Here is a 14,467-nt window from a genome sequence, read left to right as displayed (position 1 = left end):
GTCTTGAAATTCCTGCGTCAACCAAAAGGAGACGCCAGCAGCGTCTCACGGCGGTGTCTCGGGCGGGTAAACCCTATAAAGATACCTGCTGGCTTAACTCTACAAGGTATCAGATTTGCTCTGCGATTTGCCGCCCGGCGACGGGCGTGCGGACAAAGTCTATCCTCGACGCATATCCGTCGACACCAGCAACATAGACAGTTGCAGGGCGCCTTGCCGTCATTCTTACCAGTGTTGCTGTGACGCAGTTTTCTGAGATTGTCGCTTCGTGGAAATCATCTGCATCGACGATGTAACCTTTGCCAGGGATAACGTATTGCTCTTCTCGTCTGCAAACTATAATCCGGCTTCCGGTATTTTCCAGCCAGTTTCGGGTTGTTGATAGGTATCGATCAGCCGAGTAGCCTACTTGATATAACGGCTGACCTTCAGAAGAGACATGAGCTATATCATACAGGGTATTGGTCAACGCGCCGGACAATACCCGACTTTCGACATCGCTGTCGTGCGTATGAACGAACGCTGGCATGCCGGTTATGACGCGCGGGCCTTTCGGCCATAGGTGAAATCGCCATTCTTCATCTAAGCCCCGCTTGAGCAGCGCCACGTAAAATCCATGAGGGTGGCGCAAGCAGACAGGGTTTTCCCTCGTCAGCCATCTTTTGATAAGCATCAGGCCTTCGTCCGCGTCGAAACGCCCTAAAAGCAAGTCTCTCAGCGGCAGCTCGTCTTCAACGCGCATAAGGCGATGGAGCCCCTGTGGCATCTCCTGCGGCAGCTTCTTGATCAGCAGAAACGACACCGCCTCCGAAAAGCGCCCCAAGCGAAGTCGGCAGATTGCCTGCCGCTGATCCCGCTATGTGCTCTGCTTCATCCAGAACCCAACCATATTCGGCGCGATAAGCGGCGAATTCGGATTGCCCTCGCTGATATCTGAACGCCGCATCTTTAGGGTCTTCCCGGGTAATCATCAGCGCATCAGCGGAGCCTTCAATCCGGAACGTCGAAAGCCGGCGGCTGAGATATAAATCTACCCGGATCAGCCCGCTGTTATCGTTGGCTGCCCTCAAAACCGCGAGTATCGTCGCCAAAACCTCCTTTCGGACATAATCCGCATTCCACGCCTGCCGGTCAAACGAAGAGGACCGTCGATAACCTGCATAGCGTTCGCACAGGGCGCTTTCCCGAAAATCTAACAGCACGACGTCGATGTGAACCGGGGAGCGGGAGGCAAGAGCTTGTTCGACTAGCATGGGCAAAATTCTTGCCCGGAAATGTCGCCCGGTCCTTACGAAAACCTTGTATTCTGTCGCCGTCCTGGCGAGCGTTTCCAGATTTTCGGCGATGTCTTTTGGAAAGATGTAGGACTGAGCCGCCAACTCGTCGGGATCGGCGAAAAAATACCAGAGGTAGAGGCCCGAAAGCAGGGCAAAAACCCCACCCGCAGCGATAGACCCCAGGATGCCGACAATCGCATTCCACACAGGTGAAGATGGTGCCCAATGTGCCACAGCCATCGCCGCCGCCAGCCCGATGGCCAATACCAACCCAGTGGCGAGCAAGAACGAACGCCTTTGTGACCGCGAACCGAGAATGGTGGCGAGGTCCATGGCCATTAAGCAGGCTCCAAAGCGTCGTGCAGGACGGCTTCCAGCAAGCGGGAGCGGGTTTGTCCACCCGTGATGAGGCTTGCTTCGAGTTGGTCGCACAGCGCCATCAGTTCATCGACCCTTGCGACGATGCGTTGCTGTTCGGCGAGTGGCGGCAGCGGGATCATGACCTGCATCAGGATATCAAGATTGATATTCTTCTGCGCCGTGGCCGGGGCAAATGCTAACAAGTCAGCCTTGGCAGTCCGCATGAAGTACTCGAAATACCGGGCATTCTCAAAGCAGGGAGCGGGGACAAATCCGACCACGCTATCCGGGAAGCAAGCGGAAAAACCGAGAATGCCGCTGTCTGCGATATTCGCAGCGATTGTAATACAAAGTGTTCCCGCCGGCCACAGGCGGCTCTGCGCTAGGCCGACATCATTGTATTTTGCAGTATGCGTCTGGATTAGCCCTTTGGAGCGTGCCACGTCGCCGGTTTGGATCATGCGATGTTTGCCGTCAGCGTATAGGGCTGGGTCGTTGCGCGGGCGGTGCTTGGATCGGCCACGTCCGAAAGCACCGAGTTCAGGAAACCGCGCCCAGCACCAGCCGACTGGCAATTCGAACGGTGCTTGATCATCTGACATTGAGGGCAACTGAGGAACCTTAAGCCTTAAGCTTTGGGCGATTTCCTGAATTGGCCGCTGAATACGTTGAACCAAATCCTTCGCCGGTTCATCCGCCGCGTCCTGCCCGACCAGTTTGCCGCGAACAGCGAGGTTGAGGATAATTTGGCGCAGTTGCTTGATCTGGTCGGGGCGGGTGGTGAGTGGGGCTAAATTGGTCAGCGCGAAGCGGGTGTCTTGACCGAAAGTTTCGGGATCGGGGGTGTTGAGTTTGGCCAAGGTGGACAGGGTGAACGTGTCACGCGTTGCCTCGCGCTCTGCCCGCGCCGCCTCAAGCTGATCGCACAGGGCCATCAACTCATCGACCTTGGCGACGATGCGGTGCTGTTCAGCAAGCGGAGGGAGAGGGACGACTTGGCCGATGGCCATTTGGCCCGTCAATTCGACTTGGTTAGTCGAGCCAGCAGCGCGGCCTTCGATGGTGCCGTAGACATGGTCTGATCGCAACCAGACGCGGACGTATTCCGGGTTTGCGATCAGACATCTAACAACCGTGACATGGCTGTCGCACACCAGTTGCGCCGGTGGGTCATCCAATCTGATTATGCGTCCGATGGTCCCTGTTCCGGTAGAGTTCCAGAGCAGATCGCCATCGCGAAGGAAGCGGATCTTTTCGTAAGCTTCAAGCGATTGGCGCGTGATCAACCGCGCAGCGCCGAGGTTTAGCCCACTCCACTGAACGCATTTTTGCGAAATGACAGGAACGCCATCGGCCTCAGCATACTTTGGCGATTTTCCCCGCTGGATATAAGAAGTGATCGATCCGAGACGTGTCCAAGCCCAAGTCGGCGGCAGATCGAAATCTGCGTCTTCTGCGGCGTCGGCCAAGTCTTTTGACTTCTGGGCCTCGCCTGATTTTACTAGCCGCGCCCTTTCCGCCGAAATCCGAACCAGCAGTTCCGACGCCGGTTCATCGCTCACGTCCTGGTCCACCAGCTTGCCACGCACGGCTAAGTTCAGAACGAACCGGCGCAACCGAGCGATGGCATCGGGTGCGTCCGCAATCCGCGCGTAGTGTTCCAGCAATAGGGCGGCGTTCATCGGGCCAGCGCCTCGGCTAGAATGGCTTGAAGTTGGTTGCGCAGGTCAGCCGCCTTGGCCTCGGCTTGATCCAGCTTTGACAGCAATTCGGCCGGATTGCCGTGGTCGGCCTCCTCGCTGTGCGGGTTCTTGAAATCAAGGTTGTAGCCGCGTGCCTTCACCTCGTCGGCGGTGACCTTCCATGCCTGCGGGCCTTCCTCGCGGCCCTTGCGTTCCCCGCCGCCCCACCATTCCACGCATGGCGCAAAATGCTCCTGCCGGATTGGCTTGGTCATCGAATAGGCCTTCTGCCCCACTGGCACCTGATGTTCGTAGAACCAGATGTCCCGGGTCGGCTCGCCCTTCTCGAAAAACAGCAGATTGGTGCCGATGGAGGCGTAGGGCTTGAACACGGAGTTGGGCAGGCGGACGATGGTGTGGAGGTTGCACTCTTCGAGTAGCGCCTCTTTCAGCCGGGTCTTCACACCTTCGCCGAACAGGCTGCCATCTGGCAGGACGATGGCAGCCACACCGCCCTTGCGCAGCAGGCGGATGAACAGGGCCAGGAACAGGTCAGCCGTCTCGCGCGTGCGGAAATGCTGGGGGAAGTTGCTTTCGATGCCGTCCTCTTCCTTGCCGCCGAAGGGCGGATTGGTGAGGATGACATCGACGCGGTCCTTCTGCTCCCACGAGATGTATGGCCGGGCCAGCGTATTGTCGTGACGCACGAAGCTGGGGTCTTCGACGCCATGGAGCAGCATATTGGTGACGCAGAGCATGTGCGGCAGGGGCTTCTTCTCCACCGCGCGCAGGGATGCCTGTATCAGCGCCTCGTCCTCGGGCCGCTTCACGTAGCGGTCGCGCATGTGCTTCATCGCGCAGGTGAGGAAGCCGCCTGTCCCGCAAGAGGGGTCAAAGACGATCTCGCCCGGCTTCGGGTCAATGCGGTCCACCATGAAGGCCGTGACCGCGCGGGGGGTGTAGTATTCTCCCGCGTTGCCGGCGGATTGCAGGTCGTTGAGAAGCTGCTCGTAAACGTCGCCAAAGTGCTGGCGCTCAGACAGGTTATTGAAGTCGATGTCGTTGATCTTGTTAACCACCTGCCGCAGCAACTGGCCAGATTTCATGTAGTTGTAGGCATCCTCGAACACGTCGCGCACAACGCGGCGACGGTCGCCGGGCTGGCCGGTGGGCTTCAAGCCTTTCATCGCCGGGAACAGTTCCTCGTTGACGAAGGCGAGCAACGCCTCGCCAGTCAGCCCTTCGGGATCGGCCGCCCAATTGCGCCACTGAAACCGCTCTGGAACCGGCGACTGATATCCGTCGCGCATCAATTCCAGTTCCTGATCCTGATCGTCGATGATCTTCAGGAAGAAAAGCCAGCAAAGCTGGCTGATGCGCTGGGCGTCACCATCGACGCCGCTGTCCTTACGCATAATGTCTTGAATGGACTTAACGAGAGTGCGAACCGACATTGATTAAGCAACTTCCTGATAAAGTTCGTTTTGGAGGGCGTGGACGGCATCTTCAAAGCCGGCCTTGCCACCGAAAGCCTTGATGAGTTGGACGGGCGTGCCGAGCGTGTTCAGCGGCGGGATGCGCAGCACGTTGGTGTCGTCAAGATTGAGCACCCCCTCGTCGGCATACTTGTCGAGCAGAGCGCGCAACACGGTGCGGGCTTGCTCGCCATATTTGGCGAAAACATCGCGTTTCTGCACATTTTCCGCTCGCTCGCGCCGGGTTAGTGGCTTGCGATCAAAGGCGATGTGACAAATTAGATCGAACGGATCGAGGTCTTTGCCGATTTCATCCGCGATGACATTAAGCGCGAGGCCTTCCGCTGATATTTCATCGACCAGCGCCTGTTTGCGTTCGGCACCATTCCACCGGGTGAGGAATTCATCCAGGCTGGAGAAGTGCTTGCGCAGCGCCTTTTTGGTGAAGTCTCGCAGGCTTTCGGTAACAAGCTTTCCGCTTTCGTTCAGATATTCTACGCGCTCGGCCACGATGACGACGGGCACGCCGTCGACATAGACCTTGCCACGCCTGCCGCCGTCATCTGTGATGGTTATGTCCGGCGTTTCGCCATCGTCGATGATGGTTTCGTCCTCGCCCGGCTGGTCGCTTTGATCGTCGTCGGGGGCGCCGACAGTGCTGTCGTCATCGGGTGGCGTAACAGGATCATCCTCTCCCGGCTCATATATTTGAACGGGTTCGCCATCGAAATCCGGGTCGGCGAAGTGGTTCGTTGCCCCTCGGAAATCCATCAGCGTGAAGAAGAACTTGCGGCTGTCTTCGTGAACGCGGGTGCCGCGCCCGACAATTTGCTTGAACTCGGTCATCGACCCAACGTCGCGGTCGAGGACGATCAGGCGGCAGGTCTGGGCATCGACGCCGGTGGACAGCAGCCGTGACGTTGTAACCAGCACCGGGTAGCGGCTCTCGGGGTCAATGAAATTTCCAAGTTGCGCTTGGCCCTCGGGATCGTTGCCCGTGATCCGCATGACATAGCGGGAACTCTCCGCCACAAGGTCGGGGTTCTCATTTATCAACGCCTGGCGCATTCGCGCCGCGTGTTCCTGATCGACGCAGAACACGATGGTCTTCTGGTAACGGTCGCCGCTTTCCTTCAAGAATTCCGTGACCTTGCGGGCCACGAGTTTGGTCCGATCATCCAGTACCAACGTCCGATCGAAATCGCGCGTATTGTAGATGCGATCCTCGACCTCGTTGCCGTCGCGATCAAGCTGGCCCTTTTCGGGGCGGTAGCCCTGAATGTCGCGATCCACATGGACCTTGATGACCTTATAGGGCGCGAGGAAGCCGTCGCGGATGCCCTGTTTCAGGGTGTAACTGTAAGCCGGTTCGCCGAAATAGTGGATGTTGGACGCATATCGGGTTTCTTTGGGCGTGGCCGTCAAGCCGATCTGCGTGGCGTCAGAGAAATGCTCAAGAATTTCGCGCCATGCGCTGTCCTCCGCCGCGCTACCACGATGGCATTCGTCGATAACGATGAGGTCGAAGAAGCCGGGTGAGAACTCCTTGAAAAGCTTCTGCCGTTCCTCCGGCCCGGTGATGGCCTGATAGAGTCCGAGATAAATCTCGTACGCCGTATCGACGCGCCGCTTCTTATCCATGGCGATCGGCAGGTCGATGTTTGTGGCGTCATCACGTTCGATCGTTTTTGCGTTGGCGGAAAGCTTCGCCATCGCTGGGCCGAAAGGCCGGAAATCGTTGACCATCGTCTGATCGACCAGCACGTTCCGGTCAGCGAGAAACAGGATGCGTTTTTTGTGCCCGCCCTTCCACAACCGCCAGATGATCTGGAACGCGGTGTAGGTCTTCCCAGTGCCGGTCGCCATGACGAGCAGAATGCGATTTTGCCCAGTCGCGATGGCTTCCATGGCCGCGTTGACGGCATTGACCTGATAATACCGCGGCTGCTTGCCGCTGCCGTCGTCATAATAATCTTCGAGAACGATCTCCTCGCCTTCCGGCGTCAGGCCCTTCCAAGCGGCATATCGCCGCCATAGCTCACCCGGCGACGGGAAAGCGTTGAGGGGCAACGTGATTTCGCGCGCATCGCCTGTGCCCGTGCGGTCATGGAATACGAACCCATCGCCGTTCGACGCGAACACGAAGGGAATGTCGAGGGTTTCGGCATACTCCAACGCTTGCTGCACACCCGCGCCCATGGGCTGGGTATTGTCCTTTGCCTCAATCAGCGCCAGTGGGACTTTCGGCTTGTAGTAAAGGATGTAGTCAGCACGCTTACCTTGACCACGGCTGACCATCTTTCCGCGAACAATGATGCGACCTTTTGTGAAGCTGACTTCTTCTCTGATCTGCGTCATCTCATCCCATCCCGCCATTTTAACGGCGGGCGTGACAAACTTGGTGCAGATGTCGCGTTCACTTAAGGATCGTTTGTTGAGCATGCATCCACCCCGTCAAGGGTGATCCTACGGTCTAGGGCATCATCTCGCCAGAGAATGTTCGAGATTTTCCGCAGCGATCGGCAGGAGGCGCAGGGGTGGCAATTTGTTCTGACGGCCCGCAAAAAATTGGGGGCTGACACGGCCCAACTATCGTCATCGGCACCGCGTCAGCGCCCGTGTCATAACCCTGTGAGACAGCAGAGCAGCCGTTTTCCGCGCGGCTGCGCACGGGACCGCTTGGGCGAGATCGTGAAGGCACATCGCAACTTTGAGGAGCGACCGTAGGCTGGGTGCCGCCCCCGAACAGCGCAGATAATCATAATAGCGCGCCGAGTGTCCAAGATAATCGGTTGAAAAGGTGGCGTGGGTAGGCGCGTGACCAACATTCTTCAGGAACAGATAGACTTCGTCGAGGATCATGGGACCGACCTCCATTACAAGCGTTCCCGTATTTATTGTCGGCGCTCAGATCAGGACAGCAATGCCGGATGATAAATAAAAAAATACGGGCTCTCTAACATCCCCGGCCGCAAGGAGAACAAGATGGCACAAGCCACATCAATACCCCTTACAAGGGCAGAAAAATACCGGGCGGAATGCGTCCGATGGATGACCGATTTCAAGCCGAACCTGTTCGTCACCTTCGCGATCAATCGCTGGGTCAGCATGGACGAGGCGCAACGGACGTTCGAGGAATTCCACCAACGGCTCGATCGCAAGCTGCTCGGCCGGTCATATTTCGACCGTCCGGGCGACCGCACCGTCTATATCGCCGCCATCGAGAAGCCTGACACAAACATCCATATCCACGCATTATTTCGCATGACAACGGAACAGGCTGCGCGTTTCGAAGATGTCGCACATGGCCTTTGGACGAAACTGATAGCGGCTGGAAACCTCGACATTCAGCCGGTCCGTCATACCGAAGGGGCGGCGCGCTATGTCACGAAGGCGTTGCGCCCTGAAACCAGCGACCGCTTGCTGACCCCACCGCACATGGAGACGACGACAAAGATTGCTGCCTGACGGGAGGACTGCCGCAACGCGAGGTCCACGGCTGACGAAGCCATCCTGTTCAAGCGGGTGCCGGTGACGGACCCGCAGTGATACCTATCACCAGATGATACAGGAGATGAAGAAAGATCACAGGACTACAGCAAGACCAAGAACGACAGACGATTAGCCAAGACGATCAGAGATATCGACCCCGAATGACATTCCGCTACCAGCGCCAACGGCCCCTAAACCGTGGTGATGGTAACGGAATTATTTTTGGCGGATTTTGCGCACCAGCGCGCCAATCATTGGTCGCTCTTTCGATCCTCGATATTACGGCTCGGCCTATCCGAAACCAGATAGGAGCCGTCTGTGTCGATCCTCAAATCCCTTAAGCTGGCCGCTGCCGCGCCGATTAACCTGGCCGGTGCTGAACATGGCTTCCGCGTGAAGCTGCTGGCCTACCTGGCCGAGCAGAAGGCGCTGGCCGAGGCCGAGATCGCCGGCACGCCGTTCGTCGCCACCCGGCGCGTTACGCGCACCAACGACGCCGGCGAGAAGGTTCGCGTCGATGCGCCGCGGCATGTCCGCAAGGGCTGGTTCACCGATCCCGGTGGCAAGACCTTCTTCCAGCTGCGCTACGGCAGCAAGCCCTTGGAATTCACCAAGGGCATGAACGCGGTAGAGGTTCAGGCCCTCAAGGACGTGCCAGAGATCATCGGTTCGATCATCGCGGCGATCCATGCCGGCGAACTCGATCCGCAGCTGAAGGCGGCGGTCAGCGAGCGCAAGGCGAACTTCAAGCCGCGGGCGAAGAAGGCCGCTGCCTGATCGGTGACGACATGGGGCGGGCGGTGGTCGCCCGCCTCAACGATCGACAGCCCTACGGGCGGGAAAATATTGATGCGCCGCTATGATGTGGGCGACCTGACCGACGATGACCTTCGCCGGCTGCGCCTGCTGGTCAGGATGAAGCGGGCCGAGGCGCATATCATCGTTAAGACCGATTATCCCTGGCCGAGCACGATCCGCACCAGCGCCCGCCAGTGGCAGGAACCCGCGCCGGGTAATGCGATCAACTGATGAAGCCGCTCACGGCGCAATCAGCGTTGCGAGTAGGTTCCCCCGCCCGATGACACGGCCAAGCCGATCGCGGGTCTCTCGCGGGTCTCGTCGCTCTCTGGATCATACCAACCCACCGGCCGCCCCAGCCGATCGCGGCCCTTGATCCAATGGCCGTCATTTACGAGCGAGCCGATCGGCCTGTTCATCCGATCACGTAATTCTAGCACCTGCATCTTCCTGATGGTGAGGCCGTTCGATCAAGCGCCAGAGTGCCGGAGGGTCAATCGCGTGGTGGCCAGCCCCAATGCGCCCCTGTGCGGGGCCGCACATGCCAGGGTGCCCCAAGGGCTACACGGACACATCACGGCCCCGTGTGGCCCCTCTTCGGGCAGCTATCACGCCCATGAGGGGCGAAGCGCATCCTTGAACTGCTCGACGCTGACCTGACCGTAGAATTTGTCGATCATATCCGGGCTGGTGCCGGTGTTCCGGGCCAGCGCGAACACATCCACCCCGGCGCGTAGCTGCTGCGATATGTAGAAGTGCCGGAAGCTATAGGCATCGCGCTTCTTGCCTCGGTGATCGGCCTTGAGGCTGGCCGCCTCAAGCAAGGCGTTCAGGCCATTGTTCAGCGAGGTCAGACGTCGACCGTCCGCCGCCGCGAACACCGGATCGCCATCGGCTGGTTCATTGCCGTCGTGCTTGTCCTTCCACATGCGCCAGAGGCGATCGAATTCCGATAGGCCATGTTCGAGCGGAATGAACTCGCGCGCCTTCCCCTTGCCGCGCGCCCTGATGCGAATGTCGCGGTCGCCCAGGCGTTTGGTCAGCCCCTCGCGATAGCCGAGCAGATCGCCCCAATTCAGGTTCTTCAGTTCGGTCGGCCGCATGCCGGTACAGCAGGCGATGGTGACATAGGCGAAGAGGATCGTCCGATCCCGGCGCACCTCCTCGTTCACCGCCCGATCGTCCATCCGCTGTGAGGCGAGCTTCAGAAGGCGCTCCATTTCCTCGACCGAGTAGCTGGGGCGCGGCGATGGCGGCACGCGCGGCGTTTCGACATCGGGGATCTGGTTCTGGCCGATATAGCCCCATTTCGCCGCCTGCCGAAAAAGCTGGCGCAGCACGACCGCTTCGCCCCGCTGGCTGCTCAGGCTCGGTATCCGGCGCATTTCCGTTGCGGGCCGGCGCACGCGCTTGCCAGCGCGAACATATTCCAGATGCGTCTGATCCTTGCCCGGCCCGGTCGTCCAATATGCCTTGCGCCACGCGATGTAGCGGGTCAGGTCGGCATCGGTGATGAGGTCGATCGGCTTCTTGTCGAAGAACGGCGTGAAATACCGCTCGACCAGCGGGCGGATACGATTGCCGCGATCATGGCGTACCTCGCCGTCCTTAGAGAGCCGATCCATGTGGTCGCAGAATTCCTCCGCCACCGCGCGGAAGGTGCGCTGGACGGCGCGCATCCCGTGTTCTTTCCTGAACTGCGCCTCATGCCAGAGCTTCGTCGCGACTCGCCGCGCATCCGCCTCATCCGATGTGCCGAGCGATTTGCGGATTTGCCCCTCGCCACGGATGCTGAACCGCATCCACCAGACGGCGCTGCCCGACCGCTGGAAGATCGTGAACGGCTCTTTCCGGGAGTTCTGACCGGCTTCCATGCGTGATTTGCCCCGACATCATAGCGCAGGTGCGGTTTGCGGACTGCGCTGGCTGTGCTTGAAATGTGCTAGAACAGCCCGCCTCCTCGGTAGCGCGGGAACGTTAATGCGTTGAGATTGCTGGGGGCGTGAAAAACAGCGTGCTAGCACTGTGCTAGCGTAGCTTCAGCTCACTCGCAGAGCGAGAGCTTAGGTATGTCGCTGTTTCTACTGATAAATTGTGGTGCCCAGGGACGGGATCGAACCGCCGACACTGCGATTTTCAGTCGCATGCTCTACCAACTGAGCTACCTGGGCACACCGACAGAACGTCGGGGAGCGGTCCCCCTAATCGGCTGAACGGCCGCTGTCCAGCCCATCCGGATGGATCTGTGCGCCCGGAGTGCGATATCCTTCGCCGAGCCATTGTAGCAGGTCGCGATCCTTGCAGCGACGCGAGCAGAAGGGGGCGTTCGCGGGATCGCTGGGATGCGCGCAAAGGGGGCAGGTGTCGGTCATTCGTCGAATATGGGAGTGCGGCCGGTGCGTTGCACGAGCGCGGCGATCCAATCTGGCCGGCCGGTGATGCGATCGCGAACGGCGGCGGGCAGGCGGAAGCGGTTAGATGATGAGGCGGGCGTGCGTTCGATCTGGCGCAACGCGGCCCGGGCTGCAGCACCGATGGGGTCCGCGCGGAGTATTTCGGCCACGGACGGGTGAAATCGGCCACGCACGATCTGCAGGAAGCCAAAGCCGTTCACGGCAGTTCGCTCGAAGGGCTGGGGAAGCCGCGAATCGAGCGCCGCGGCGACCGCATGCCGTGCGTCGCGCCCGGCGAGCGTGGGAAAGTCGATGCCGATCGAACCGCCGATGTCGAGGCGCTCGATCGCGGCGGCGACCGCGCCGGCAGCGCGTACGGCAAGCGAATCGAGTGGCGGGTCGCCATCGACGTCGAACAGGGCCATGGCCGGGGTCGGCCAGAAGCGAAGCATTCCGCCGGGAAAGGAGATGTCGCCGGTCAGCGCCTCCTCCAGCACCTCCGACCAGCCAGCGGCCTCCAGCGCGTCCGGTTCGTGGGGGCGCAGCTCCCGTACGGGAGCGTCGGTCAGGCGTTCGCGCAGCGTAGGCGCGGGGCGGGCGGAAACATCGGTGCTCCGGCCACGCGGCAGCTTCGGGCGGCCGGGCTCCGGAATGGCGGCGCGGGTGATTTCAACCCGGATGGCAGCGCCAAGAGTAACGCCAGCGGGCGGACGGGAAAGGGCGACCTCCTCACCACTGTCGAGCCGGGCAAGGCTGCGCTCGATCAGCCGCGCGGGGGCAATGAGGCCGGGCATCGGGCCGGCGCCGTCCGCCGCGATCCGTGCGCGTACGATCCGGCCATCATCGTCGATCAGGGCGGCGCGCTGCTCGCCAATACCGGCTTCGAAGAGCCACTCAGCCAAGGATGACGCCCGCCGTCACCAGCAGCGCACGGGTTTCGAACAGAGGCAAGCCGACCACACCCGAGTAGGAGCCGTCGATGCGACGAACGAACCCCTCGGCGCGGCCCTGAATCGCGTAACCGCCCGCCTTTCCCATCCCTTCGCCGCTGGCGACATAGCTGGCGATCTCCGCCTCGCTCAGCGGCTTGAAGGCGACAATCGTGTCAGAAAGCCGGGTGCGCGTCTTGCCGGTGCCATCGACCACGACCACGGCCGACAGGCAATGGTGGCGCCGGCCGGAGAGCAACCGGAGCATCGTGACAAGATCACGCTCGTCAGCGGGCTTGCCGAGGATCCGCGGGCCAACGGCGATGCTTGTATCGGCGGCGAGAACAACCTCACCATCGGCGCGCGGAACGGCAGCGGCCTTCGCCGCGGCAACGCGCAGAACATAATCACGCGGACGTTCCGCCTTCAGCGGCGTTTCATCGACGTCAGGGGCGACCACGCGCACGGGAACGACGCCGATCTGGGCAAGCAGCGCCAGCCGACGAGGCGAAGCGGAGCCTAGGATCAGATCGGCGGGCAAAGGCCCACCCACCACGTAACGGGCGCCAGCCTTATTGCGGGCCGGGGCCGCCGCGGCCGGGCATGAAGCGGTAGGTGATCCGCCCCTTGGTCAGGTCATAAGGGGTCAGCTCAACGAGCACCTCGTCACCAACCAGCACGCGGATGCGGTTCTTGCGCATCTTGCCGGCGGTGTGGCCGAGGATCTCGTGATCATTCTCCAGCCGGACGCGGAACATGGCGTTGGGCAGGAGCTCGACCACTTGGCCGCGCATTTCGAGGAGTTCTTCTTTCGCCAAAAAATCAGTCTTTCTGCGGATGAGGGCGCGCGCGCGCTTAGCCGAAGGAGCGCCAAAAGGAAAGGCGCGCCGGAAAAGCACCAGCAACGATGCAGCCAAAGTGTGGCCGGAACAGGAACAATTCAACCGCGCGAGAGGAATGACCTTCGCGCGTCCGGCCTATAGCGACCGATAAATCAGCCTTATCGCGTCGGGACGGGCGTGTCGCCGGTGTAATCGTAGAAGCCGCGCTTGGCCTTCTTCCCGTACCAGCCGGCCTCGACATATTTCACCAGCAGCGGTGCGGGGCGGAACTTGGGGTCCCCCGTCGACTCGAACAGCACGCGGGTGATCTCGAGGCAGGTGTCGAGCCCGATGAAGTCGGCGAGCGTCAGCGGACCCATCGGGTGGTTGAGGCCGAGCTGGCAGGCAAGATCGATGTCGCGAATGGTGGCGACGCCTTCACCCAGTGCGAAGCACGCCTCGTTCAGCATCGGCATCAAGATGCGATTGACGATGAAGCCCGGTGCGTCATTGGCATGGACGACCGCCTTGCCGAGCGCGGTGGCGTAGATCTCAACCGTCTTCACCGTCTCCGCCGATGTGGCGAGGCCGCGGATCACCTCGATCAGGCCCATCACCGGCACCGGATTGAAGAAATGCACGCCGATGAAGCGGGCGGGATCGGGCGACGCCTGCGCCAGCCGCGTGATCGGGATCGACGAGGTGTTGGAGGCGAGGATCGCCTGATGGCCGAGCACGGTGCCGACCTGTGCAAAGATCGCCCGCTTCACTTCCTCACGCTCGGTCGCTGCCTCGATGACCAAGCCGCACGACGACATGCCCTGGACGCCCTCGATCGGCTCGATCCGAGCCAGCGCCTGCTCGCGCGCCTGCGGCTCCAGCTTGCCCTTTTCCACCGCACGGTCGAGCTGCCGGGCGATGCCGGCTTTGCCCGCCTCGGCGCGCGCCTTGTCGACGTCGGTCAGAAGGACGCGATAGCCGGCCTGGGCGGAAACCTGCGCGATCCCTGCACCCATCTGCCCTGCGCCAATGACGCCGACTGCCTGCATGATTGTCTTCCCTCTTCGAACTCACGAGGGGAGCGCTCTAGCCGGATAGAGCACGGCTTGTCGAAGCGGAATGACGCCCGGCGTCCTCCCTTCCGTCATGCTGAACTCGTTTCAGCATCCAAGGTTGGGCTTGATCCGCGGCAGCTGAGTGCGCGGCACGGGTGGATCCTGAAACGAGTTCAGCATGACGC

General features: G+C 60.7%; 16 protein-coding genes and 1 tRNA gene. 3 read left to right on the top strand and 14 right to left on the bottom strand.

Annotation, left to right across the window (positions count from 1 at the left end):
* Positions 1–109 precede the first annotated feature (109 nt).
* The 6 genes from LQ954_RS11110 to LQ954_RS16320 form a co-directional block, all read right to left on the bottom strand.
* Positions 110–742: a hypothetical protein gene (locus LQ954_RS11110; RefSeq protein WP_231023140.1), complete on the bottom strand. Its 633-nt coding sequence runs from the start codon at positions 740–742 to the stop codon at positions 110–112.
* The gene (locus LQ954_RS11105; RefSeq protein WP_231023138.1) at positions 732–1,616 is read right to left on the bottom strand and encodes a hypothetical protein; all 885 of its coding nucleotides are present in this window, start codon (positions 1,614–1,616) and stop codon (positions 732–734) included. Before LQ954_RS11105 ends, LQ954_RS11110 begins: the two co-directional genes overlap by 11 nt.
* Positions 1,616–3,319: a restriction endonuclease subunit S gene (locus tag LQ954_RS11100; protein ID WP_231023136.1), complete on the bottom strand. Its 1,704-nt coding sequence runs from the start codon at positions 3,317–3,319 to the stop codon at positions 1,616–1,618. Before LQ954_RS11100 ends, LQ954_RS11105 begins: the two co-directional genes overlap by 1 nt.
* Positions 3,316–4,773, bottom strand: a complete 1,458-nt coding sequence (locus LQ954_RS11095; RefSeq protein ID WP_231023135.1) for a type I restriction-modification system subunit M — start codon at positions 4,771–4,773, stop codon at positions 3,316–3,318. The genes LQ954_RS11100 and LQ954_RS11095 overlap by 4 nt, the downstream gene beginning before the upstream one ends.
* A gap of 3 nt (positions 4,774–4,776) precedes the next feature.
* Positions 4,777–7,236 (bottom strand): EcoAI/FtnUII family type I restriction enzme subunit R, encoded by a 2,460-nt coding sequence (gene hsdR, locus LQ954_RS11090; RefSeq protein ID WP_231023133.1) that lies wholly within the window; start codon positions 7,234–7,236, stop codon positions 4,777–4,779.
* Between the two features lie 153 nt (positions 7,237–7,389).
* Positions 7,390–7,656 carry a DUF6626 family protein gene (locus tag LQ954_RS16320; protein ID WP_443026620.1) on the bottom strand — a complete coding sequence of 89 codons (267 nt, stop codon included), beginning with the start codon at positions 7,654–7,656 and terminating at the stop codon, positions 7,390–7,392.
* 189 nt (positions 7,657–7,845) lie between these two features.
* Here LQ954_RS16320 and LQ954_RS11085 point away from each other — a divergent pair, with 189 nt between their 5' ends.
* The 3 genes from LQ954_RS11085 to LQ954_RS11075 all read left to right on the top strand — a co-directional run bounded on the left by LQ954_RS11085 (position 7,846) and on the right by LQ954_RS11075 (position 9,315).
* On the top strand, positions 7,846–8,262 hold the full coding sequence (locus LQ954_RS11085) for a hypothetical protein (protein WP_231023131.1): 417 nt from the start codon (positions 7,846–7,848) through the stop codon (positions 8,260–8,262).
* Between the two features lie 342 nt (positions 8,263–8,604).
* Positions 8,605–9,063 (top strand): hypothetical protein, encoded by a 459-nt coding sequence (locus tag LQ954_RS11080; protein ID WP_231023130.1) that lies wholly within the window; start codon positions 8,605–8,607, stop codon positions 9,061–9,063.
* Between the two features lie 72 nt (positions 9,064–9,135).
* Positions 9,136–9,315 (top strand): hypothetical protein, encoded by a 180-nt coding sequence (locus LQ954_RS11075; RefSeq protein WP_231023128.1) that lies wholly within the window; start codon positions 9,136–9,138, stop codon positions 9,313–9,315.
* 20 nt (positions 9,316–9,335) lie between these two features.
* Here LQ954_RS11075 and LQ954_RS11070 read toward each other — a convergent pair whose 3' ends face one another.
* From LQ954_RS11070 to LQ954_RS11035, 8 genes are all read right to left on the bottom strand, one after another.
* The gene (locus LQ954_RS11070; protein WP_231023127.1) at positions 9,336–9,503 is read right to left on the bottom strand and encodes a hypothetical protein; all 168 of its coding nucleotides are present in this window, start codon (positions 9,501–9,503) and stop codon (positions 9,336–9,338) included.
* 189 nt (positions 9,504–9,692) lie between these two features.
* The gene (locus tag LQ954_RS11065; RefSeq protein WP_231023125.1) at positions 9,693–10,958 is read right to left on the bottom strand and encodes a tyrosine-type recombinase/integrase; all 1,266 of its coding nucleotides are present in this window, start codon (positions 10,956–10,958) and stop codon (positions 9,693–9,695) included.
* A gap of 221 nt (positions 10,959–11,179) precedes the next feature.
* A tRNA-Phe gene (locus tag LQ954_RS11060) sits at positions 11,180–11,255 on the bottom strand.
* Between the two features lie 30 nt (positions 11,256–11,285).
* Complete coding sequence (locus tag LQ954_RS11055) at positions 11,286–11,456, bottom strand: DNA gyrase inhibitor YacG (protein WP_231023123.1); 171 nt, start codon at positions 11,454–11,456, stop codon at positions 11,286–11,288.
* On the bottom strand, positions 11,453–12,379 hold the full coding sequence (locus LQ954_RS11050) for a ribonuclease (RefSeq protein WP_231023121.1): 927 nt from the start codon (positions 12,377–12,379) through the stop codon (positions 11,453–11,455). Before LQ954_RS11050 ends, LQ954_RS11055 begins: the two co-directional genes overlap by 4 nt.
* Positions 12,372–12,947, bottom strand: a complete 576-nt coding sequence (locus LQ954_RS11045; protein ID WP_227772900.1) for a Maf family protein — start codon at positions 12,945–12,947, stop codon at positions 12,372–12,374. The genes LQ954_RS11050 and LQ954_RS11045 overlap by 8 nt, the downstream gene beginning before the upstream one ends.
* 31 nt (positions 12,948–12,978) lie before the next feature.
* Complete coding sequence (gene infA / locus LQ954_RS11040; protein WP_026325702.1) at positions 12,979–13,224, bottom strand: translation initiation factor IF-1; 246 nt, start codon at positions 13,222–13,224, stop codon at positions 12,979–12,981.
* Positions 13,225–13,406: 182 nt separating this feature from the next.
* Positions 13,407–14,276, bottom strand: coding sequence for a 3-hydroxyacyl-CoA dehydrogenase NAD-binding domain-containing protein (locus tag LQ954_RS11035; RefSeq protein WP_231023119.1), 870 nt, complete (start codon positions 14,274–14,276; stop codon positions 13,407–13,409).
* Positions 14,277–14,467 lie beyond the last annotated feature (191 nt).

It is taken from the genome of Sphingomonas sp. IC-11, assembly GCF_021043365.1.
GTDB lineage: Bacteria > Pseudomonadota > Alphaproteobacteria > Sphingomonadales > Sphingomonadaceae > Sphingomonas.
Note: the sequence above shows the minus strand (reverse complement) of the source record. Positions and strands in the feature narration are given on the sequence as shown.

Coding starts and splice junctions, on each gene's coding strand:
- LQ954_RS11110 (WP_231023140.1), bottom strand. CDS start 742: ATGCGCGTTGAAGACGAGCTGCCGCTGAGAGACTTGCTTTTAGGGCGT.
- LQ954_RS11105 (WP_231023138.1), bottom strand. CDS start 1,616: ATGGCCATGGACCTCGCCACCATTCTCGGTTCGCGGTCACAAAGGCGT.
- LQ954_RS11100 (WP_231023136.1), bottom strand. CDS start 3,319: ATGAACGCCGCCCTATTGCTGGAACACTACGCGCGGATTGCGGACGCA.
- LQ954_RS11095 (WP_231023135.1), bottom strand. CDS start 4,773: ATGTCGGTTCGCACTCTCGTTAAGTCCATTCAAGACATTATGCGTAAG.
- hsdR (WP_231023133.1), bottom strand. CDS start 7,236: ATGCTCAACAAACGATCCTTAAGTGAACGCGACATCTGCACCAAGTTT.
- LQ954_RS16320 (WP_443026620.1), bottom strand. CDS start 7,656: ATGATCCTCGACGAAGTCTATCTGTTCCTGAAGAATGTTGGTCACGCG.
- LQ954_RS11085 (WP_231023131.1), top strand. CDS start 7,846: ATGACCGATTTCAAGCCGAACCTGTTCGTCACCTTCGCGATCAATCGC.
- LQ954_RS11075 (WP_231023128.1), top strand. CDS start 9,136: ATGCGCCGCTATGATGTGGGCGACCTGACCGACGATGACCTTCGCCGG.
- LQ954_RS11070 (WP_231023127.1), bottom strand. CDS start 9,503: ATGAACAGGCCGATCGGCTCGCTCGTAAATGACGGCCATTGGATCAAG.
- LQ954_RS11065 (WP_231023125.1), bottom strand. CDS start 10,958: ATGGAAGCCGGTCAGAACTCCCGGAAAGAGCCGTTCACGATCTTCCAG.
- LQ954_RS11055 (WP_231023123.1), bottom strand. CDS start 11,456: ATGACCGACACCTGCCCCCTTTGCGCGCATCCCAGCGATCCCGCGAAC.
- LQ954_RS11035 (WP_231023119.1), bottom strand. CDS start 14,276: ATGCAGGCAGTCGGCGTCATTGGCGCAGGGCAGATGGGTGCAGGGATC.